The 22,413-nt window shown below is 72.9% G+C and carries 13 protein-coding genes; all 13 read left to right on the top strand.

Annotated features, from left to right (window positions below):
- Nucleotides 1–1,868: Hsp70 family protein (locus FMEAI12_RS19895; RefSeq protein ID WP_235014218.1), on the top strand; the 1,868-nt coding region annotated here is incomplete at its 5' end.
- Between the two features lie 95 nt (nt 1,869–1,963).
- Nucleotides 1,964–4,744 carry a hypothetical protein gene (locus FMEAI12_RS19890; protein WP_112107273.1) on the top strand — a complete coding sequence of 927 codons (2,781 nt, stop codon included), beginning with the start codon at nt 1,964–1,966 and terminating at the stop codon, nt 4,742–4,744.
- 223 nt (nt 4,745–4,967) lie between these two features.
- On the top strand, nt 4,968–6,287 hold the full coding sequence (gene hisS, locus FMEAI12_RS19885) for a histidine--tRNA ligase (protein WP_112107277.1): 1,320 nt from the start codon (nt 4,968–4,970) through the stop codon (nt 6,285–6,287).
- Between the two features lie 768 nt (nt 6,288–7,055).
- Nucleotides 7,056–7,790: an FAD-dependent thymidylate synthase gene (gene thyX / locus FMEAI12_RS19880; protein WP_071066395.1), complete on the top strand. Its 735-nt coding sequence runs from the start codon at nt 7,056–7,058 to the stop codon at nt 7,788–7,790.
- 397 nt (nt 7,791–8,187) lie between these two features.
- Entirely contained in the window at nt 8,188–10,596 is a 2,409-nt protein-coding gene (locus FMEAI12_RS19875) for a phosphoketolase (protein ID WP_071066382.1), read from the top strand.
- Nucleotides 10,597–10,757: 161 nt separating this feature from the next.
- A complete protein-coding gene (locus FMEAI12_RS19870) occupies nt 10,758–11,903 on the top strand; it encodes an acetate/propionate family kinase (RefSeq protein WP_112107275.1) in 1,146 nt (381 codons plus the stop codon).
- Nucleotides 11,904–12,114: 211 nt separating this feature from the next.
- Nucleotides 12,115–13,905, top strand: coding sequence for a hypothetical protein (locus FMEAI12_RS19860; RefSeq protein ID WP_160144301.1), 1,791 nt, complete (start codon nt 12,115–12,117; stop codon nt 13,903–13,905).
- 415 nt (nt 13,906–14,320) lie between these two features.
- Nucleotides 14,321–15,307 (top strand): 4-hydroxy-tetrahydrodipicolinate synthase, encoded by a 987-nt coding sequence (gene dapA / locus FMEAI12_RS19850; RefSeq protein WP_112107271.1) that lies wholly within the window; start codon nt 14,321–14,323, stop codon nt 15,305–15,307.
- Nucleotides 15,304–16,989 carry a ribonuclease J gene (locus FMEAI12_RS19845; protein ID WP_112107269.1) on the top strand — a complete coding sequence of 562 codons (1,686 nt, stop codon included), beginning with the start codon at nt 15,304–15,306 and terminating at the stop codon, nt 16,987–16,989. The genes dapA and FMEAI12_RS19845 overlap by 4 nt, the downstream gene beginning before the upstream one ends.
- 104 nt (nt 16,990–17,093) lie before the next feature.
- Nucleotides 17,094–17,492, top strand: a complete 399-nt coding sequence (locus tag FMEAI12_RS19840; RefSeq protein ID WP_071066386.1) for a PadR family transcriptional regulator — start codon at nt 17,094–17,096, stop codon at nt 17,490–17,492.
- Between the two features lie 14 nt (nt 17,493–17,506).
- The gene (locus tag FMEAI12_RS19835) at nt 17,507–18,640 is read left to right on the top strand and encodes a hypothetical protein (protein WP_112107266.1); all 1,134 of its coding nucleotides are present in this window, start codon (nt 17,507–17,509) and stop codon (nt 18,638–18,640) included.
- A gap of 387 nt (nt 18,641–19,027) precedes the next feature.
- Nucleotides 19,028–21,580, top strand: a complete 2,553-nt coding sequence (locus tag FMEAI12_RS19830; RefSeq protein ID WP_368672091.1) for a DNA translocase FtsK 4TM domain-containing protein — start codon at nt 19,028–19,030, stop codon at nt 21,578–21,580.
- 109 nt (nt 21,581–21,689) lie between these two features.
- Nucleotides 21,690–22,413 (top strand): helix-turn-helix transcriptional regulator (locus FMEAI12_RS19825; protein WP_112107262.1); only part of this gene is annotated, 724 nt, incomplete at its 3' end.

The raw sequence follows: 22,413 nt of genomic DNA, 5'->3' as shown, positions 1-22,413 counted from the left end.
GGCGGGCGGCGCCGAACACCGGCACGGTCTTCGGCATCGATCTCGGGACGACTTTCAGTTGTCTGGCGCGGGTCTCCGGCGCCGGGGACCCCGAGATCATCCCGTTGATGGACGGGTCGCGGACCCTGCCGAGCGTCGTCCTGTTCGTCGGCCAGGACGACTACATCACCGGCGAGACCGCGCGCCGCCTGGCGCGAGCCCGTCCCGACGACGTGTGCGCCCTGGTCAAACGGCGGATGGGCGACGGCGACTGGCGGTTCGTGACGCACGGCGCCGCCTGGTCCGCCCCGGCGGTGAGCGGGCTGATCCTCAAGGCGCTCGTCTCGGACGCCGGCCTGACCACCGGCGAGCCCGTCCGGGACGTCGTGATCACCGTCCCCGCCTACTTCGGTGACGAGGAGCGGCGCGCCACGGTGCTCGCCGGCGAGTACGCCGGCCTGAACGTCGTGGACGTCATCAACGAGCCCACCGCCGCCGCGCTGTCCTACGGATTCGCCCGCTTCGAGGTCGGCAGCCGCCGGACGCTCACGGGCCCGGGCACGATCGCCGAGGAGGTCGCGCTCGTCTACGACCTCGGCGGCGGGACGTTCGACGTCACCATCGTCGAGCTGGCCGACCGCAGGGTGTCCGTCGTCGCCACCGACGGTGATCACCAGCTCGGCGGGGCCGACTGGGACGAGAAGATCGTGCTGTTCCTCTCCGACCGCTTCCTCGAGGCCCATCCCGAGGCCGACGACCCGCTCGACGACGGCGAGGCGGCGCAGGAGCTGCAGCTCGCCGCCGAGCGCGCCCGCCTGGAGCTGACCGAGGCGACGTCCACGGTGGTGACGGTCAGCCACAGCGGCAGGTCGCTGGACATCACGCTCACCCGCGACGAGCTGGAGCGCCTCACCGCCGGCCTGCTCGACCGCACCGTCACGCTGACCCGGGCCGCGATCGACGCGGCCCGGGAGCGCGGGGTGCGTGGGATCGACCGGGTGCTGCTCGTCGGCGGGGCGTCGCGGATGCCGGCGGTGGCGCGGCGGCTGGCGGCGGAGCTGTCCGTCCCGGTGGAGCTGACCGACCCGGATCTCGCCGTCGCCCGCGGCGCCGCGATCTACGGTGAGAAGAAGGCGCTGGAGCGGATGGTCGCGGCCGACCTGGTCACCCGCGGCCAGCTCGTGGACGGCGCCGCCGTCGACACCGCTGCCGCCGCGGACCTTGATGCCGCGTGTCGACGGCTGGCCGAGGCCCTCGGGCTGTCCGCCGAGCGGGTCCGGCGGACGGTCGAGGTCCAGGTCGTCAACGTGGTCTCCCGTGGCTTCGGTGTGCTCGCGCTGAACCGGTTCGGCGACCAGGGCGCGGTCTTCCTGGTCCACCGCAACGACCGGCTACCGGTCGCGGTCCGCCGTCCGTTCGGGACGGTACGTGACGATCAGGACACGGTGACTGTCTACGTGGTGGAGCAGGCCGGCGGGGTCGCGTCGCCGCGGGTCGAGGACAACAAGGTCATCGCCGAGGCGGAGATCACCGGAATCCCACCGGGCTATCCCGCCGGAACCCAGATTGAAATCATGTTCCGGATGGGCTTTGACGGCATCCTCGAGGTGACGGCACGACACGAGGGGCTCGCCGACCGGCCGCTGACCGTCCGGGTGGAGACCTCGGCGGCGCTGAGCCAGGCCGACGTCGCCCGCGAACGGGAGCAGGTCGCTCGGGCGCGGCGTGAGCGGGGTGAGGGGCCTTTCGGCTCCGGGGCGTCCGGTGGCGGGCCGTCCGGTGGCGATCCGTCCGGGGCGGGCGGCGGGGAGGACCCGCTGCGCAAGGGCCGGCCCGGGGACGACCGCGGCGGGCTGGGCGGCTCGCCCGGCGCGCCCGGCTGGACGTAGCCGCCGCCCTGTGCTGGTGGCGCCGGTCAACCCTGAAGGGGCGGGGCCGGCGCCGGACGGAACGGCCGGAGAGCGTCACGGAAAGGGAGTCCACGGTGCTGCCCTTCGACTCGAACGACTACCGGCGGCGCGTGCTCGCGGCCGTGCATGCCCGCGGCGGCGCCGAGCAGAGCGACCCCTTCGAGCTCTACGACATCCCGATCGAGGAGGCCCCGCGGCTCAGCGATGAGCAGGTCCGGGTGCGGGTCGACGCCGTCTGGGCGTTCTGGCAGCGCAGCCGGGACCATCCCCGCTACCGGGGTGTGATCATCGCGTTGCTGGGCCTGCACGACGAGCTGTCCGCGGCGCTGGCCACCGCCGCCTCCCGCGCCGAGCTCGCCGCCCGGGTCGGCGCCGCGCGCGAGGCTCGCGACGGTGAGCGCTTCGCCGAGCTCGACGCCGCCGTCCGCCGGCTGGTCAGCCGGTTCGGCGGCCTCCCCGAGGACAAGCTGGCCGGGCTGCGCGCCCTCGCCGCCGCGCACGGTGTTGACGACGCCGCGTTCGCGCTGCGCACCCGCAGGTACCGGGTGCTGCCCGCGGGCACGCCCGAGCGGGCGGACGCCACGTCGACGCGCCGGCCCGTCCCGGCCGAGGTGATACGCCAGGTGCGAGCCGACCTCGACGAGCTTGGCCGGATCGCGGGCGTGACCCCGCCGCGGAGCCTGTTCGACCTGCTGGGGATCGCGCCGGGCGCCAGCCGGGAGGAGATCAGGGCCGTCCGCGACGCCGCTGCCGCCCGCAACCGCGAGCGCCGGCCGGACCGGCGGCGGGCCCTGCTGGACGACCTGCTGACCGCCGTGCGGGCCCTGCTCGTCGACGGCGACCCCGAGGCGTATCTGGACGCGCTGGTCGAACCCGTGAAGATTGTGCTGCGCCCGCGGGTCGCCACCGCCGTGCTCATCGAGGACCGCCTGCTGCCCTCGGCCGCCGCCGAGCTTGTCGCGGCGGCCGAGACGGAGGGCCTCGACCCCGGCCGGGCGCGCGCGGTCGTCGCCGACCTCGCCCGCGAGCACGGCGTGGACGCCCCGGTCGTGGCGCGCACCCCGCGGTCGGGGGCCGGCTCGCCCGCCGGTGGGCCGTCCACGGGCGCGGCCTTCGACGGGGACGCGGGCGACGGTCCGGGGAGCGACGGTCCGGGAAGCGGTGGTCGGGGGAGCGGTGGTCGGGGCGGCCCGTCGCCGGTCAACCCGGTGCCGGTGCGTCCTGAGCCGGTGCGTGCCGCCGACTGGCAGAGCGCGCTCTCCCGGGCGCGGGCCGCGCTGCGTGCCGGCCGCCCGATCGCCGCCAGCGACGAGATCACCCGCGCCCGTGAGATCGCCGGGGAGACATTGCCCCCGATCCGGGCGGTCGGCGACGAGGTGGAGCGCGCCATCCGGGCGGCCGGCGAGCGTTGGCGCGCGATCGTCGCGGAGCTCGCCGCCAACCGCCAGCACGCGGTGGTCCGTCTCGCCGACGAGCTGGCCCGCCTCGGCGCGGACGTGCCGGGCCCCGACGGACGCGTCCTCGACGAGGTGCGCGCGGCGGCCCAGGCTCGGTGCGCCCGGGCGGATGACCTCGTCCGGCGGGCCCGGGCGCAGTCCGGCCCGGAACGGATCCGGCTCGCCCGCGAAGCCCTGGCCCTCGCCGCGGACCACGACGAGGCACAGGAGCTGGCGGGGACCTCCTCATCCGGCGCCCATCAGCCGCAGCCGCAGCCCTCGCCCTCGGCCTCGGCGTCGACCGCGACGGCGGCCTCGGACGCGGCAGCAGCGGTGGGATCCGGTGCCGATCCGCTCCCGGCTTCCAACCGGCCGGGCAGGCCGCCGGCCGGACAACCGGCGGGTCAGCCGTCCGGGCAGCGGGTCGAGGCCGGCCGGACCGCGGAGGCCGAGCGCGTCGTCGAACCGCCGAGCGGCGTGGCCGCCCGGTGGGACGGCGCCTCCGTGGTGATCAGCTGGCGGCCGACGACCACCCCCGGCGAGGCCCGCTACCGGATCCGCCGGATCACCGCGGACGGCAACTCGCGCGCGGTCGGGGTCACCTCGGCCACCACCATCGAGGACGGCGGTGTCTTCCGCGGCGCGTCGATCCCCGAGTACGAGGTGATCGCCGGGATCGACGGCGCCTGGTCGCGCCCGGCCCGCTGGCCGAGCCCGACTCCCACCCTCGTTCCCACTCCCACTCCCACTCCCACGCCCGTTCCCATTGCCACGCCCGTCCCCGGCCCCGCGACCGCTCCGGGTACCGGGCCGGCCCGAGCGCCGGAGCCTGCGCGGGACGCCGCCACGCGGCCGGAACCCGCGGCTGCCACATCCGGGGCACACGCTGAATCCGGCGGGCACGTCGAGCCTGGGCGGCGCGTCGAGCCCGGGGCGCACGCCGAATCCGCTGCGCGCGTCGAGGCCGGGCCGCCGTCCGGGCTGCCGTTGTTCGTGGTGCCGCCGCCGGGGCCGCACACCGCGGCCGACGACGTGGGGCCCGTGCCCGACCTGCGGATGGTCGACGGGCGTCTGTGCTGGACCTGGCCGGTCGGCTGCACGGAGATGATGGTCACGGCGCGGGCGGACCTGCCTCCGGCGGGCGCGCAGGAGCTCGGCTCCACCACGCGCAAGGTGACCAACACCCGCTATGACATCGACGGTGGCTTCCTGCTGCCGGCCGTCCGTCCACTGCATGTCGCGCTCTTCGCGTGCGTGCGGGTCCGCGGTGAGCTGGTCGTCGCGGGCACGGCGGCCGGGCGGTGCCTGGTCGATCCCGCCGGTGGGCTGACGGTGGTCGGCCCGGAGCCGCACGGGGGCGCCGGGGCGGCGGCCGCGGGCGTCGCCGGGAGCAACCAGGGGCCCGAGAGGACCACATAGAGGTCACGCGGCCACCGGGGGAGCGCCGGAGCCAGACCGGCCGGTGCGACCCGGTGGCTGCACCACTCGCCGTCCGGAGGGACCCGCGGGCGGCGTTGTATGGTTTCGATCGTGCTTCTCCTGTCTCGACATCGGTGATCGCCGCGCTCTCAGGGTCCGATGAGTGCGCCTCGCCCAGGCGCGCGCACGCAACAGTGTCGAGAACGAGGAGTTTGTCCCGGCCATGGCCGACGCACCGATAGTCCGTCCCACCCCGGTCAGCGGGTTCCCCGAGTGGCTTCCCGACGTCCGGATGGTCGAGCTCCGCTGGCTCGACACCATCCGTGCCACCTTCGAGCGGTACGGGTTCTGCTCCGTGGAGACCCCGTCGGTGGAGGCCCTCGAGGCCCTGATGGCCAAGGGCGAGACGTCGCAGGAGGTCTACACCCTGCGCCGCCTGCAGGCGGCGGACGACGACGACAGCGCGCGCCTCGGCCTGCACTTCGACCTGACCGTGCCGTTCGCCCGGTACGTCGCCGCCCACTTCAACGACCTGGTCTTCCCGTTCAAGCGCTACCAGATCCAGCGGGTGTGGCGGGGCGAGCGGCCGCAGGAGGGCCGGTTCCGAGAGTTCACTCAGTGTGACATCGACGTCATCAACGTCGACAACGTCCCGCTGCACTTCGACGCCGAGCTGCCCCGGATCGTGCACGAGGTCCTCACGACGCTCGCCGTCCCGTCCTGGACGTTGAACATCAACAACCGCAAGATCCTGCAGGGGTTCTACGAGGGGCTCGGTATCGGTGACCCGCTCGCCGTCATCCGCGCCGCGGACAAGATCGACAAGATCGGCGCGCGGGGGGTCGAGGCGCTGCTGACGGGGCCGGTCGGGCTCACGGCCGAGCAGGCGCGCGCCTGCCTCGACCTGGCCCAGGTCCGGGGCTCCGACGCCGGGGTCATCGACGAGATCGGCCGGCTCGGGGTCAAATCCGAGCTCCTGACGGAAGGGCTCGAGGAGCTGGCCCGGGTGCTGGACGACCTGGCCGACCTGCCGGCGGGCGCCGTCGTGGCCGACCTGTCGATCGCCCGCGGCCTGGACTACTACACCGGCACCGTCTACGAGGCCAAGTTCGTCGATGCGCCCGGGTACGGCAGCATCTGCTCCGGTGGCCGGTACGACGACCTCGCGGGCACCTTCATCCGGCGCAACCTCCCCGGTGTCGGGATCTCGATCGGTCTCACCCGGATCTTCGCCAAGCTCGTCGCGGACGGCCTCATCGGCGCGGGTCCGTCCAGCCCGGCCCAGGTGCTCATGGTGATCCCGAGTGACGAGCGCCGCGCCGAGGCGCTGGCGACCGCCCGGCTGCTGCGCGGCCGCGGTCTCAACGTGGAGACCTACCACCAGGCCGACAAGCTGGCGAAGCAGATCAGGTACGCCTCACGCAAGGGCATCGGGCACGTCTGGTTCCCGCCGTTCGCCGACGACCGCCCGCACGAGGTGAAGGACATGGCCACCGGCGACCAGGGCCCGGCCGACCCGACGGCGTGGAGACCCGCGGGCTGACGGCCGACACGGCACCGCACGGCCGACACGGCACCGCACGGCCCCGCGCGATTCACGGTAGGCGCCGAGCGCCACGCGGCCGCGCCGTCGGCCGGCGGCGCGGGAGACGGGCCGGTCGGCAGTCGCGGCCGCGTGGGAGACACGGTGCCCGCCGCGGCGCGGGACCGGCCGGGAGCTGACGGGGGCGGAGACCCCCGGCCGGACCGCGCCACTCGGGCGGGCACCGGACCCCTCGCCGACTGTGGCGAGGCGCCCACATCCGGTGTACCACGGTGCGTCGCCAGTGCCACCGCTGTGTTCCGGACGGGTCACCGGACGGGTAAGTGGGTGACGACACGGGCCGGTTGGGCGGTTCGAACGTAACCGGTCCGGTGCATGCCGATGCCGGTCGGCGGGCGCGGGTTGGTTTCTCGTCGTGGCTCCGTCGATGCTGCTTCCGGATGGCGTGGGTGGAGCCGATACCGTGGGGCGCAGCCGCTCGAGTCCCGCGCCGAGCGGTTTGGACGTCGCCGACCGCGTGCTCACGCTCCGGCTGAGTGCGCACGCCGCGGCTGCGCGCAGGCGATCGGTGCGTGAGCACGGTCTGGCCGCACGGGCGCGGTCCGGCGCGTGAACACGGCTGGCGTGAACACGGTCCGGCTGCGCGGACGTCCACGAGTGGAGACGGTGGAGGTCGCTGTGGTGGAGGTCGGAGTGCCTGACGAGATCGACGAGACCGCCGGGTCGGAGCAGCTCGACGAGCCGAGCCCCGGCCCCGCGGCGGCCCGGATGAAGGTCCAGGTCATAGCCCGAACGGAGTTCCTCCCGCCGGACGACGTCCCGTGGAGCACCGACGCCGAGGGCGGCCAGGCACTCGCGGAGTTCGCCGGTCGCGCCTGCTACCAGAGCTGGAACAAGCCGAACCCGGCGACGGCGACGAACGCCGGCTACCTGCGGCACATCCTCGACGTCGGCCACCTGTCGGTGCTCGAGCACGGAACGGTCTCGCTGTACATCACCGGTGTCTCCCGGAGCCTGACCCACGAGCTCGTCCGGCACCGGCACTTCTCCTACAGCCAGCTCTCCCAGCGCTACGTCCCCGAGCACGATGCGGCCGTCGTCGAGCCCGAGGTGATCGCCACCGACCCCGAGCTGCACTCCCTGTTCACCGAGGCGGCCGCCGCGTCCATGGACGCGTACGCGCGGCTGCTGGAGGGCCTCGAGAAGCGTTTCGCGGACGTGTCCGCGCCGACCTCGCGCCGCAAGCAGGCTCGTCAGGCGGCCCGTTCGGTGCTGATGAACGCCACCGAGACCAGGATCGTCGTCACCGGCAACTACCGTGCCTGGCGGCACTTCATCGGGATGCGGGCCAGCGAGCACGCCGACGTCGAGATCCGCGGGCTGGCGATCGCCGCGCTGCGCGCCCTGCGGGATGTGGCACCGAACGTCTTCGCGGACTTCCGGGTGACCACCCTCGACGACGGCACGGAGGTGGCTTCCAGCCCGCTGGTCGGCGAGGGCTGACCCAGGCCGGGGCTGACGAAGCCGGGCGGGCCCGTTCCGGGCGCGCCGGAGCCCGTCCCGCCGTCCACGCTGGACCATGCCGCCCATGTCCGTCCATGCCGATCGGGGGTGCCCGTCGGGAAAGCCGTCCTGACCGCGTCGCGTCCAAAGGGCCGTCAGGCCAGGGCCGTGTCGACGCCCGCAAGGGACCACCGGCCCGGCGTTCACGCGACGTTCGCCCGGGTTTTGTCCGGGCGGAGTTAACCGGGTCCAGCCTTACAACGGATCAGCGTTCCGCCCGGTGTCGAGGGAACGATGGTGGGGTCGCCGGTAACGGCACCCACGCGGTAACGACACATGCGAGGCACGGTACAGACGAGGCAACGGCGCCGAGGCGGGACCAGCAGAGAGGGCGGGCATGATCAACGTCGCCGAGATCGGCGCGGAGTCCGGTGTGCAGAGCACGGGGCCGCTGTCCACCGAGGAGCTGCGACTGATCGACGCCTATTGGCGCGCCGCCAACTACCTCGCGGTGGGGCAGATCTACCTACTCGACAATCCGTTGCTCACCGAGCCGCTGCGGGCCGAGCACATCAAGCCACGGCTGCTCGGGCACTGGGGTACCACGCCCGGGCTCAACCTCATCTACGCCCACATGAACCGCGTCATCCGCCGCAACGACCTCGACGCGATCTACGTGATCGGCCCTGGCCACGGCGGGCCGGGAATCGTGGCCAACACCTACCTCGAGGGCACGTACAGCGAGATCTACCCCTCCGTCACCCAGGACAGGGAGGGGCTGCGCCGGCTGTTCCGGCAGTTCTCGTTCCCCGGGGGAATTCCCAGCCATGTGGCGCCGGAGGTGCCCGGTTCCATTCATGAAGGCGGTGAGCTGGGGTACGCGCTCACCCACGCCTACGGCGCCGCCTTCGACAACCCGGGCCTGGTGGTCGCCGCCGTCGTCGGTGACGGCGAGGCGGAGACCGGCCCGCTGGCGGCGAGCTGGCACTCCAACAAGTTCCTCGACCCGGTGCGCGACGGCGCGGTGCTGCCGATCCTGCACCTCAACGGGTACAAGATCGCTCAGCCGACGATCCTCGCCCGCATCCCCGAGTCGGAGCTCGACGCGCTGATGCGCGGCTACGGCTACGAGCCGCTGCACGTCACCGGCGATGACCCCGCCGACGTCCACCAGCAGTTCGCCCGGGTGCTCGACACCGCCGTCTCGCGGATCTTCGACATTCAGGACCGCGCCCGCCGCGGCGGCGACTCGTCCCGCCCGGTGTGGCCGATGATCGTCCTGCGCACGCCGAAGGGGTGGACGGGTCCGTCGACGGTCGACGGCCGGCCGGTCGAGGGGAACTGGCGCTCGCACCAGGTGCCGATCGCCGAGCTGCACAACAACCCCGAGCATCTCGCCCTGCTGGAGTCGTGGCTGCGCAGCTACCGGCCCTGGGAGTTGTTCGACGCCGACGGGCGGCTGGTCCCGGAGCTCGCGGCGCTGGCTCCCGTCGGCACCCGCCGGATGAGCGCCAACCCGCACGCCAACGGCGGTGAGCTGCTGCGTGACCTGACGTTGCCGGACTTCCGCGACTACGCCGTCGACGTTCCCCAGCCGGGAGTGGGCTCCAACGAGGCGACGCGGGTGCTCGGCGGCTTCCTGCGCGACGTCATGCGCTCGAACCCGAACACCTTCCGCGTGATGGGCCCGGACGAGACCGCGTCGAACCGCCTCGGGGCGTTGTTCGAGACCACGTCCCGGGCCTGGAACGCCGAGACGGTGCCGACCGACGAGGACCTCGCCCCGGACGGCCGGGTGATGGAGGTGCTCTCCGAGCACCTGTGTCAGGGCTGGCTGGAGGGCTACCTGCTCACCGGCCGGCACGGCTTCTTCTCGTGCTATGAGGCGTTCATCCACATCGTCGACTCGATGGTGAACCAGCACGCGAAATGGCTGAAGGCGACCCGGCACATTCCCTGGCGCCGACCGATAGCCTCCCTGAACTACCTGCTCACCAGCCATGTCTGGCGCCAGGACCACAACGGCTTCTCGCACCAGGACCCGGGCTTCATCGACCACGTGGTCAACAAGAAGGCCGAGATCATCCGGGTCTACCTGCCACCGGACGCGAACACGCTGCTCTCGGTGGCCGACCACTGCCTGCGCAGCCGGCATTACATCAACGTCATCGTCGCCGGCAAGCAGCCGGCACTGAACTACCTGCCGATGTCGGACGCGATCGCGCACTGCACCCGCGGCCTGGGTATCTGGGACTGGGCGAGCAACGACCACACCGAGGACGGCGACGGCACCCCCGACGTCGTCATGGCCTGCGCCGGGGACATCCCGACCCTGGAGACGCTGGCCGCGGTCGACATCCTGCGCCAGAACTTCCCCGAGCTGAAGGTGCGGGTCGTCAACGTCGTCGACCTGATGTGCCTGCAGGCGGAGGCCGAGCACCCGCACGGCATGTCCGACGCGCGCTTCGACGCGCTGTTCACCGAGGACCGGCCGATCATCTTCGCCTACCACGGCTACCCGTGGCTGATCCACCGCCTCACCTACCGGCGGCGGAACCACGGCAACCTGCACGTCCGCGGCTACATCGAGGAGGGCACGACGACCACGCCCTTCGACATGGTCATGATGAACAACCTCGACCGCTTCCACCTGGTCGTGGACGTGATCGACCGGGTCGCCAGCCTCGGCGCCCGCGCGGCGCACGTCAGGCAGCGAATGATCGACGCCCGTCTCGCCGCCCGCGCCTACACCCGCGACCATGGCGAGGACGACCCGCGCATCCGTGACTGGACGTGGCCTTACTGACAGAGGCTTTACCGGGCGGCTGGCCGACCGTCTGACTGGAGGCCTTGCTGGCCGACCGACCCGACCGTCTGACTGGGGCCTTGCTGGCCGCGACCGCACTGACCGAGGGCATGCTGACCGAGAGCGGCACGCGCCCACCCCGCCGGGAAGGACCGATAGACGTGGCGGACGTCCCGACGCGGGTTCCGGCCGGCGCCGTCGCGGCGGTGAACGTGCTCGTGGTGAACGCGGGCTCGTCCAGCGTGAAGCTGCGCCTGCTCGGCTCGGACGACCGGGTGCTGGCCGCCCACGACCTGCGCGCCGTGGCGGGGCGGCCCGACCCGGCGGAGCTGGAACAGGCCGTCGACGCCCTCGCGCACGCCGGCGAGGTCACCGTCACCGGACATCGCGTCGTGCACGGCGGGTCGACCTTCACCGACCCGGTGCTCGTCGACGAGCAGGTCGAACGGCGCCTGCGGGAACTCGTCTCCCTGGCGCCGCTGCACCAGCCGGCCGCGCTGGCGGCGCTGGCCGACGTGTCGGAGGCGCTCCCCGGTGTCCCACGCGTGGCCTGCTTCGACACCGCCTTCCACTCCCGGATGCCGCTCGAGGCCATCACCTACCCGGTCCCGGCCCGATGGCGAGAGCAGTACGGCGTCCGCCGCTACGGGTTCCACGGCCTGTCGCACGCCTACGCCGCCCGGCGGGCGGCCGAGCTGACAGGAGCGCGCCGGGTGGTCACCGCTCACCTGGGCTCGGGCGCGTCGTTGGCCGCCGTGCGGGACGGCGTCAGCATCGACACCACAATGGGCTTCACCCCGCTGGAAGGCCTGGTGATGGCCACCCGCTCCGGCACGGTCGACCCGGGTCTCCTGCTCTGGCTGCAGACCGAACAGGGGATGACCGCTCAGGAGCTCACCGACGTGCTGTTCCACGAGAGCGGCATGACCGGCCTGGTCGGGTCGGCGGACATGCGGGCCATCCTGACCGGCGCGCGCCGGGCGGGCACCCCCGAGGCACTCGGCATGGCCGTCTACCTGCATCGACTGCGAGCCGAGACAGCCGCGATGACGGCATCGCTCGGCGGCCTGGACGCACTCGTCTTCACCGGCGGCGTCGGGGAGCACGCCGGCCCGGTACGTTCCGGGGCCGCCACCGGCCTCGCCTTCCTCGGGATCGCGGTCGACGAGGAGCGCAACCTCTCCTACACCGGCGGCGACCTCGACATCAGCGCACCGGACGCACCTGTGCGCACCCTGATCATCGAAGCGCGCGAGGACATCGAGATCGCCCGCGCCGCCCGCGAACTCCTGGCCTCCCTGACCTGAGGCCCCACCCCGGGATAGGTCGCCCGAAGCCCTTCACCCAAGGGCTCCGGTCCCGGGGTTTGCCGTCCGAACCTCTCCACCTGGGGCTCTGGCTGGGGCTCTGGGCTGGGTCCGTCGGTGGCTGGCTGGAAACTGTGGGCTGCTACGGTCTCGTGGTGTGATCGGCACATTCCGGAGTGTTTCTCCCGGTTCCCGGGGCGGGGGCCGCTGAGTGGCGGGCTCGGGCGGCGGCGGCTTCGGCGGATTCGGTGGCTTAGGGGGTTCAGGCGGTTCAGGGGGTTCAGGGGGTTCAGGCGGTGCCGGGGGAGCCGGCGGTGCCGGCGGCTCGGGGGCCGTCAGCCGGCTACGCCGGTGGAGCAGGCGGGATGACGCCGACAGCGCCCCGGTGCTCGACCTCACCGACGTCGACGAGGTCACCACGATGTTGCTCGCGCCCCCAGCCGAGTACGCGGGGCTGCGCCGGCGGGTCGTCGACCAGTTCACGATCGTCAGTGCCAACCGCTGTCGGCTTACCCGCTCGGTGAACTGGGGCCCGCTCGACGGGCTGCTGAACAGCATTGTTCCGGGTACCGGGCGGCTCGACACCGTCGGCCGGCTGCCGCCCGAAGTCTGCCTGCTGCTGCCGATCTCCACGTTGCCCAAGCGTGCCCTGGTCGGATTCAATCTCGCCGGTCCGAGTGGCTCCGACGCCCACCTGATGCCGTACGGGACGTCCGTCGCGATCCAGGGCAACCTGATCGCGCTGCTCGCCGACGCCATCGGCTGCCCACTGCCCGGCCCGGCGCGCCGCGTCGTGGACGCGATCTCCAGGTTCCGCCCGGGGCGGCTGTCCGGCAACCTGCCTGGGCTGGTGCCCCGCAAGGGACGTCCGCTCTCGCTCGAGGCCGTCGCGACCTATCTTGCGCGCGAGGCGGATCTGTCGGTGCCGGATGTGACACTGCGGTCGTGGCAGGCGCTGCTCGAGCCGGCCCAGCTTCTGCTGCGCTCGGCGCTGGCGGAGCCCTTCGACCCGCTGAGCAGTGCGGACACGATGCTGCTCGCCGCCGGCGAGCTCTGGCGTGATCCGGACGTCCCCACACCGCTGGAGGTCGCGCACATCGGTTACTACCTGCGGGAGTTCACCGCCTGGATCGACGAGCTGAGCCTGGCGGGCCCGGCCGCGGTGCCGGTGCTGAGCACGGTGGCGGAGTACGGGCGGCGCTGGGAGGCGCTCGCCGCCGTCACCCTGGACCCGTACCGCCCCTGCCTGATCAAGATGTCCGAGGAGCGGCGGACGGTGCTGGCTCGGCGTTGCCCTGTCCGTGATGAGTCACTCACTCTGCGGCAGCGGTGGCTGGCGCCGGTGGCCCTCGTCGACATCGACCCGGGCGGCCCGGGCAGCTACCACGTGAGCGTGGGCACCGACGACACCAGTATCGAGCTGAGCACGCCGATCACGGTCGACCTGGAGCACCGCCGGATCGCCCGGACCTACGTCGAGGACGTCCACCAGAACCGTGAGGTGTACGCGTTCTACACCACCGATGCGCGCCGGGCGGCGCGGGCGAAGCTGGTGGTGGGCCTCAGTGTCTCGCCGGACGTCGCCCGCGTCACGCTGGCGATCCTGGTCCTGATGTGTCTCACCGTGGCCTTGTCGGCGTTGCCGTTCGAGCTCGGAGCCGACGCGGTCGCGGTCGTCGCGGTGCCGTCGTCGTTCGCCGCGACCCTGCTGCTGACCAGGGAGCGGTCGAGCCTCGCGGCCTGGGTGCTCGGCCCGGCCAAGCAGGCACTGCTCGCGCTGCTGGTGGCGCTGGCCGTGCTTTCGGGGCTGCGTGCCCTGGGCTGGCACACCCCGCCGGCGGACCCGGGCGGGTCGATCATGTCGGTTCCGGGAGTGTCGTCCCAGCTAGGGACGCTGGCCCCGGCCGTGCCACCGGGGCGTTCGGTGAGCTTGTCCGCATTGGTGGCCGCGACGGACCAGCCGGGCACGTGGCAGGTGGGAGGAGCTGGTCCGCGCCGGTGAACGGCGACCGCCGCACCGGCTGTGGCGGTACCCTGAACACACTGTCGTGCGAGACGGGGCGGTGGGTATGCCGAAGAACTACGGCGCGGGCGTCACGGGTGGCGCGGCCGCCTGTGGCGCGGCTCGCGTGGGCGGCCCGCTGTCGTTCGTCCGTCTCGGTCGTCGTGAGCTGTGGATGCGGCTCGACCGAAACATGGTCGCCGGTGCCCGTCGAGGGTCTACGAGCCATCCTCCCGCCGCCTCCCCGGGCGCGGCGAGGGTGGCATCCGGGTCATGAAAGCCGCTCAGAAGTAGTTCCTGGTTCCTGCCCCGGCCCGCCGGTGCGGCGGCCGACCCGGCGTGACCGTCCGGTCGGTGCCGCCCGCCCGCGGTGGGGGGGCCGCCGACTGGCGCCGCTTGGCGACTGTCGGAGGAGATGTCGGAGGTGCCCGCTAGCGTGGCAGGTATGTCAGCATTGCCCCCGGCCCCGTTCGGGCGGATGATCACGGCGATGATCACGCCGTTCACCGCGGACGGCGGGCTGGACGTCCCCGGCGCCGCGGCACTCGCGGGGCATCTCGTCGACGCCGGTAATGACGCGCTGGTCATCAACGGCACCACGGGCGAGTCGCCCACGACCTCGGATGCCGAGAAGGACATCCTGGTGCGCGCCGTCCGTGACGCGGTCGGCAGCCGCGCCCAGGTGATCGCCGGCGTCGGCACGAACGACACCCGGCACACCGTCGAGCTGGCCGAGGCGGCCGAGAAGGCGGGCGCCGACGGCCTGCTCGTGGTCGCGCCGTATTACAACAAGCCGCCGCAGGCCGGGCTGCTCGCGCACTTCCGGGCAGTCGCCGACGCGACATCCCTGCCTGTGATGATCTACGATATTCCCGGCAGGTCCGGTGTACCGGTCGCGACCGAGACTCTCCTGAAGCTGGCCGAACACTCGCGTATCGTCGCGGTCAAGGACGCCAAGGACGATCTCTCCGCGTCTTCGTGGGTACTGGCCAACACCGGCCTCGCCTACTACTCGGGCACGGACGTGCTCAATCTTCCGCTTCTGTCCGTCGGTGCGTGTGGTGTGGTCAGTGTCGTCGGTCACGTGGCCAGCCCCGCCATTCGGGCGATGATCGAGGCCTTCGGGGCCGGTGAGGTGGGTCGGGCGATCGCGCTCCACAAGGGCTTGCTGCCCGCATATCAGGGAATCTTCCGCACTCAGGGTGTGATCACGGCGAAGGCGGCGCTGGCCATGGCCGGCCTGCCCGCGGGGCCGGTCCGCTCCCCGCTCGTCGACGCGACGGAGGCCGAGCGAGCCCAGCTGCGTGCCGACCTGGCCTCGGCCGTGCTCGATCCCGGGCCCCCGCCCGGGCCCGCGGGGCCGGGCGCCGCCGCGGTCGTCCCGGGGACGGCGGCTTCATGATGCATCCGCACCCGGAGCTGGGCCCCCCACCGCCGCTGCGTGCCGACGGCCTGAGGATCATCCCGCTCGGCGGCCTCGGTGAGATCGGTCGCAACATGACCGTGTTCGAGCATGCCGGGCGGCTGCTCATCGTCGACTGCGGGGTGCTCTTCCCCGAGACCGACCAGCCCGGCGTCGACCTCATCCTGCCGGACTTCACCGCAATCCGGGACCGCCTGCAGGACATCGAGGCGGTCATCCTCACGCACGCGCACGAGGACCACATCGGCGCCGTCCCGTACCTGCTGCGCGAACGGCGTGACATCCCCCTGGTCGGCACCCGGCTGACGCTCGCGCTCATGGTGGCCAAGCTCGCCGAACACCGCATCCAGCCGGTGACCCTGCAGATCCGCGAGGAGGAGAGGCACTCGTTCGGTCCCTTCGACCTCGAGTTCCTCGCCGTCAACCACTCCATCCCGGACGCGGTCGCGGTCGCGATCCGCACCGACGCGGGCCTGGTGCTGCACACCGGCGACTTCAAGATGGACCAGCTCCCGCTGGACGGGCGGCTCACCGACCTGGGCGGCTTCGCCCGGCTCGGCCGCGAGGGCGTCGACCTGCTGCTCTCGGACTCGACCAACGCCGAGGTCCCCGGCTTCGTCGCCTCGGAGCGCGCGATCGCCCCCGTGCTCGACAAGGTCTTCCGCGAGGCGGACAGGCGCATCGTCGTCGCGTGTTTCGCCAGCCACGTCCACCGCGTGCAGCAGGTGCTCGACGCCGCCGAGTCGCACGGCCGGTCGGTCTGCTTCATCGGCCGGTCGATGGTCCGCAACATGGGTGTCGCCCGTGATCTCGGCCTGCTGCGCGTGCCGCCCGGTCTGGTGATCGACAGCCGGGACGTCGACTCGCTTCCCGACCGCAACATCTGCCTGGTCTCGACCGGGTCGCAGGGCGAGCCGTTGTCCGCGCTGTCCCGGATGGCCAACCGGGACCACGCGATCCGGATCCAGGAGGGCGACACGGTCGTCCTGGCCTCCAGCCTGATCCCGGGCAACGAGACAGCCGTGTTCCGGGTGATCAACGGCCTGACCAGGTGGGGCGCCCGGGTCGTACACAAGGGCGTGGCGATGGTCCACACCTCCGGGCACGCCCCGGCCGGTGAGCTGCTCTACGTGCTCAACGCGACCAAGCCGTCGAACATGATGCCCGTCCACGGTGAGTGGCGGCACCTACGTGCGCACGGCGCGCTCGCGGAGGCCACCGGCGTCCCACCGGACCGGGTCATCATCGCCGAGGACGGCATGGTCATCGACCTCATCGACGGCCAGGCGGAGATCACCGGGGCGGTGCCCTGCGGGATGGTCTTCGTCGACGGGCTCGCCGTCGGCGACGTCGGGGAGTCGAGCCTGAAGGACCGGCGGATTCTCGGCGAGGAGGGCTTCATCACGATCACGGTCGTGGTGGACGCCGCCGCCGGCAAGGTCGTCGTCGGCCCGGATCTCTCCGCCCGTGGGTTCTCCGACTCCCGGGCCGCGTTCGAGGAGGTCCGCGGCAAGCTCGCGGACGCCCTCGCCGACGCGATGCGCTCCGGCATGACCGACACCAACGCGCTGCAGCAGCTCGTCCGGCGCACGGTGGGCCGTTGGGTCAACGACCGCTACCGCCGCCGCCCGATGATCCTCCCGGTCGTCCTGGAGGTCTGAGCAGGTCCTCCCGGCCCTGGACCAGCCCCATGGTCCAGGGCCGGTTCTTTGTCCTGATGGTCAATTGGTCGATATATACCGTGCGACGGTATATCTTCGCGCGTATGGCTATGGAGGACATGCGGGAACCGACGTTCCTGGTGCTCGCCGCGCTGGCTGACGGTCCGCGCCACGGGTACGCGGTGATCCGCGAGGTCACGGACATCTCGGGCGGTCGGGTGACCATGAGGCCGGGCACGCTCTACGGCGCGCTGGACCGCCTCGCCGGCGAGGGCCTCGTGCGGGTCGAGCGAGAGGAGGTCGTCAACGGGCGGCTGCGGCGGTACTACTCGCTGACCGATGACGGGGCGGGAGTGCTCACGGAGCAGACCGAGCGGCTGCGGGCCAACGTCGCCGAGGCTGACCGCAGGCTGCGCCTGCGCGTCCGGCACGCCACGGGCCCGGCGACGGCGTTCGCACGGGTGACCAGGCTGGCGCCCCCGAGCGTGCCGGCGATCGGCTGAGGGCGCGGCGGACGATGAGCGTGGAGAAACCTGACCCGCGGTCGCACCAGGGCGACGCCGAACCGCCCGGTGCCGAACCGTCCAGTCCGGAGACCGCCTACCGCCGGTTGCTGCTCTGCTACCCGCGCCGCTGGCGGGAGGCCCGCGGCGAGGAGCTCCTCGGCACGCTGCTCGACGGCGCCGAGGCGGCCGGGCGTACCCGGCCGAGCAGGGCGGAGGCGGTTGACCTCGTCGTGCACGGCCTGGCGACCAGGTGCGCTGTCGGCGTCGGCGTTCTGCCGGCCGGCGTACGCGGCGCGACCGCGGCGCTGGCACTGGCCATCGGCGCGGGGCTCAGCGCGGTCTGCCTGGTGATGGCCGAGCGGCAGCCGGCCGTGGATCAGCGCCTGGCGGCCTGGCCCACCGTCGCGCACCCATGGACGGACCGGGGGCTCGGGCCCTTCCTCACCACCGGCCCGCTGGTCTTCGTGCCCTGGCTGGTCGCGCTCGCCGCCGCCGTCGCCGGCCGGCGACGGATCATGCTGGTGGCCCTCGTGGTGACGTATCCCGCCACCGGGGCGGTGCTCGCGCTCGGCCGTCACACCGACCTGCTGCGCCCACCGCTGTCGCTGCTTCTGGTGCTGGCGGTGCTGGCCGTCCCGGCACTGGCGGGGGCCGCGGTCACCCGCGCGCCCGGTCGCCGGGGCGCGGGCCCCCGGGGCCTGGTGGCGGCGACGGGCGCCGTCCTCGGCTGGGCCGCGCTCCTCGGCGCCTTCGGCTACCAGTTCGGATTCTGGACGGCGCCCGGCGGTGGCTTCCTCAGCACGGTGCGACTGTCCTCGACGGGCTACTGGAGCAGCTCCTTCTACGGATCGCTCGCCGAGACGGTGCCGCAGGGGCTGCTCGCGGGCGGCCTGCTGGGCGTGATCGCGGGTGTTCGGCGGCCGGGCTGGGTGGCCGCGGTCTTCGCCTGCGGCGTAGTCCTCTGCGTGCTCCCGGTGCTCAGGGCGTGGGTCGACCACTGGAGCTTCTACCAGCGGGTCACCCAGATCGCTCTGACACTGGCCGTTCTGCTGTCCGCGGGGCTGGTCGACGCGTGGCGGGCCCAGCGGATCCTGTCGACCAAGGGCCCCGCGGGCCCGGCTGGCGTACCGCCGACACTGATCTGACGGCTTCTCGTCAGCTCAGCGCTCAGCCGAGGCGGGTGGATGGCCCGACCGGGCGGGGAGGATGCCCGGGGCCACAGATGTGGCGCGCCCGGATAGTCTGGGTTGCAGCGACTCGCGTCACTTCCCGGGTACCTTCTCCGCGTGGCCACACGCACGTCCAACGCGCGCACGCAGGCGCAACCCAAGCCGCGGACGGCCACGGCGCGATCCGGCGGCTCGGGCGGCTCCGGCGGTACCGGCCGGGCTCCGGCCAAGGGCCGCGCCGGGTCGCCCACCCGAGGCGGTGCCGCCCGTGGGGCGAGCACCCGCCGGCGGACGACCGCGCCGCGGGCGCCCGTCCAGCTGCTGATCGCCCAGGCGGTGATCAAAGCTGTCTACCACGGCTGGATGGCCGCCGCCGGCATGCTCGGTGGTCTGCTGCGCCGTTTCGGCCGCGGGACGCGGGATCTGCGCATCGACTCCGGGCACCGGCGGGACGGGCTCGGCCTGGCGGCGTTCGGCGCCGCGATCCTGCTCGGTGCCGCGTTGTGGGGCGGGGCCGGGGGCCCGATCGGCGCCTTCGTCGCCGCGGGGGTGGAACTGTTCGTCGGCGTCGGCGCGCTGGCGGTCCCGCTGTTCTGCCTTGGTGCCTCCTGGCGGCTGGTGCGCTCGCCGTCCGATCCGGACAGCCGTGGCCGGGTCGTGATCGGCTGGGCCGCGGTCGCCGTCGGGATCCTCGGCGTGCTGCACATCGGCCGTGGCCTGCCGGACTTCGCCGACGGCACAGGCAGGCTGCGTGACGGCGGCGGCATGCTCGGGCTGCTCGGGAGCGCGCCGCTGGCCAGCGCCGTGACCCCCTACGTGGCCGTCCCGCTGCTGCTGCTCATCGCCTTCTTCGGGCTGCTGGTGGTGACGGCGACGCCGGTCCGCCAGGTGCCGGAGAAGCTGCGTGAGCTCGCCGACCGGCTCACCGTCCCGATCCGGGCGCCCGGCGATTCCTACGACGAGTTTGACGACGAGTACGACGATCTCGACGCCGACGGTGATGCCGCCAACGGTGTCATCGACGAACTGCTCGAGGACGAGGCGCCGCCGCGGGGCCGGCGCGGACGCGGTCGCGCCGGAGGCTCCCGGTCCGCCGAGGGCGTCTTCGACCTCGACGCCGAGCTGGCGGGCGCCGGTCCGGCAGGCGCGCAGGACGAGCCGGCCGGCGCCGGGCGTTCCCGGCCGGGCCGGTCCCGCCGGGCCGCGGTGCCGGACGCCGAGGCCATGGATCCCTCGGATCTGTTCGCCGACGTCGCCGGGCTGACCGATGGCGAGGAGGAGGCGGACGGCGTCGCCCCGGTCGTCGGCGCGGGCGGCGCGGGCGCCGGTTCGCGGCGGGCGCGTGGCCGGGCGGGCGCCGCCGCGGGCGACGCGGCCGCGGGGTCCGTCCCGTCCCCGGCCCAGCCGCCCGGCCCGGATGACATCGAGTACCTCGTCCCGCCGACGGACGGTGCCTACCGGCTGCCGTCGCCGACGCTGCTGCGCTCCGGCACCCCGCCGAAGGTGCGCTCGGCGGCCACCGACGGTGTCATCGCCTCCCTGACGGACGTCTTCACGCAGTTCAAGGTGGATGCCAAGGTCACCGGGTTCACCCGTGGCCCGACGGTGACCCGGTACGAGGTGGAGCTGGGCTCGGCGGTGAAGGTCGAGCGCATCACCCAGCTCGGGAAGAACATCGCCTACGCGGTCAAGAGCCCCGACGTGCGGATCATCAGCCCGATCCCGGGCAAGAGCGCGGTGGGCATCGAGATCCCGAACACCGACCGCGAGCTGGTGTCCCTGGGCGACGTCCTGCGCAGCGGTGAGGCGACCGGGAACCCGCACCCGCTGGTCGTGGCCCTCGGCAAGGACATCGAGGGCGGCTACGTCCTGGCGAACCTGGCGAAGATGCCGCACATCCTCATCGCGGGCGCCACTGGGGCGGGTAAGTCGACCTGCATCAACACGCTCATCACCAGCGTGCTGGCCCGTGCCACCCCGGACCAGGTCCGGATGGTCCTCGTCGACCCGAAACGGGTCGAGCTGACGAGCTACCAGGGCATTCCCCATCTCATCACGCCGATCATCACCAATCCCAAGAAGGCGGCGGACGCGCTGCAGTGGGTGGTGAAGGAGATGGAGAACCGCTACGAGGACCTCGCGGCCTGCGGTGTTCGCCATGTCGACGACTTCAACCGGAAGGTGCGGGCGGGCGAGATCGTCGCGCCGCCCGGTTCGGAACGGGTCTACACCCCGTATCCGTACATTCTTGCCATCGTCGACGAGCTGGCGGACCTCATGATGGTGGCCCCGCGCGACGTCGAGGACGCGATCTGCCGGATCACGGCCATGGCCCGGGCGGTGGGGATCCACCTGGTGCTGGCGACACAGCGGCCCTCCGTGGACGTCGTCACCGGTCTGATCAAGGCGAACGTGCCGTCCCGGCTGGCCTTCGCCACGGCGTCGCTGGCCGACAGCCGGACGATCCTGGACCAGGCCGGCGCCGAGAAGCTCGTCGGCCTCGGGGACGCGCTGTTCCTGCCGATGGGGGCGAGCAAGCCGGCCCGCATCCAGGGCGCGTTCGTCTCCGAGGACGAGATCTCCGCGATTGTCGACCACACCAAGGAGCAGGCGCAGCCCACCTTCGTGGTCGACGTCTTCGAGGGCGGCGGCGAGGCGCGCAAGGACATCGACGAGGAGATCGGCGACGACATGGCGCTGTTCCTCCAGGCCGTCGAGCTGGTGGTGAGCACCCAGTTCGGGTCGACGTCCATGCTGCAGCGCAAGTTGCGGGTCGGGTTCGCGAAGGCCGGCCGCCTGATGGACCTGATGGAAAGCCGCGGGATAGTCGGGCCCAGCGAGGGCTCCAAGGCCCGCGACGTACTCGTGATGCCCGACGAGCTGGAAGGACTTCTCACGACACTCCGCAGCGGATAAGAAAGTCAGGATAGGTCCGTTGCCAGCTGTCGGAGGTCGGCCGGCGACCGTAATATCGGCTGGCGCACGCCAGCGGCGCCAGTGGCATAACGGGTGCGGAGGTTCGTTCATGCAGTCAGCGGACGAACCGGCGACCCCCGGGTCGGCGAGTCCCGGGTCGGCGGGCACCGCGCCGTCGAGTCCCGGGTCGGCGGGCACCGCGCCGTCGAGTCCCGGGTCGGAGGTTCTCGAACCGGTGACCGCGAAGCCGGCGGCCCCGGGCCCCGCGGTCCAGATCCCGGCGCCCCAGCAACCGGTGCCTCCGGACAAGTCGGCTCCGGGTGGGGCGGCTCAGGAATCCCTGGGCTCGGTCATCGCGGCGGCGCGCCGGGCCGCGGGCCTGACGATCGACGACGTGAGCGACCGGACGAGAATCCGCGCCTCGCTGATCGAGCGGATCGAGCAGGACGACTTCTCCGGCTGCGGCGGCTCCGTCTACGCGCGCGGGCACCTGCGCAGCATCGCGACGACGCTCGGGCTCGAGCCCGGCCCCCTGCTGGCGGTGTACGACGCCGGGCACGAGCACGTGCCGTCCCCGGTCGTGGTCGCCTCGCCGGAGTTCGACCCGCTGCACGGTGGCGCGGGGCGCAACCGCGGCCTTGGCGGCTTCCGCTGGGCACCGGCAATGATCATCTCGCTGGTGGTGGTGTGCGCGCTGGCGCTCGTCGCGCTGCTGCTGCCCTCGGGCGGGGGCGACTCGGACGACTCGGCCACGCCCCGGCCGAGCGCGCCGCCGAGCGCCCCGGCCCGGCGTGGCCGACCCGAGCCCCGGGCCAGCCCGCCAAGCCCGACGT

Origin of the sequence: Parafrankia sp. Ea1.12 (assembly GCF_900465275.1) — a bacterium.
GTDB lineage: Bacteria > Actinomycetota > Actinomycetes > Frankiales > Frankiaceae > Parafrankia > Parafrankia soli.
This window is presented reverse-complemented; position numbering and strand designations above follow the sequence as displayed.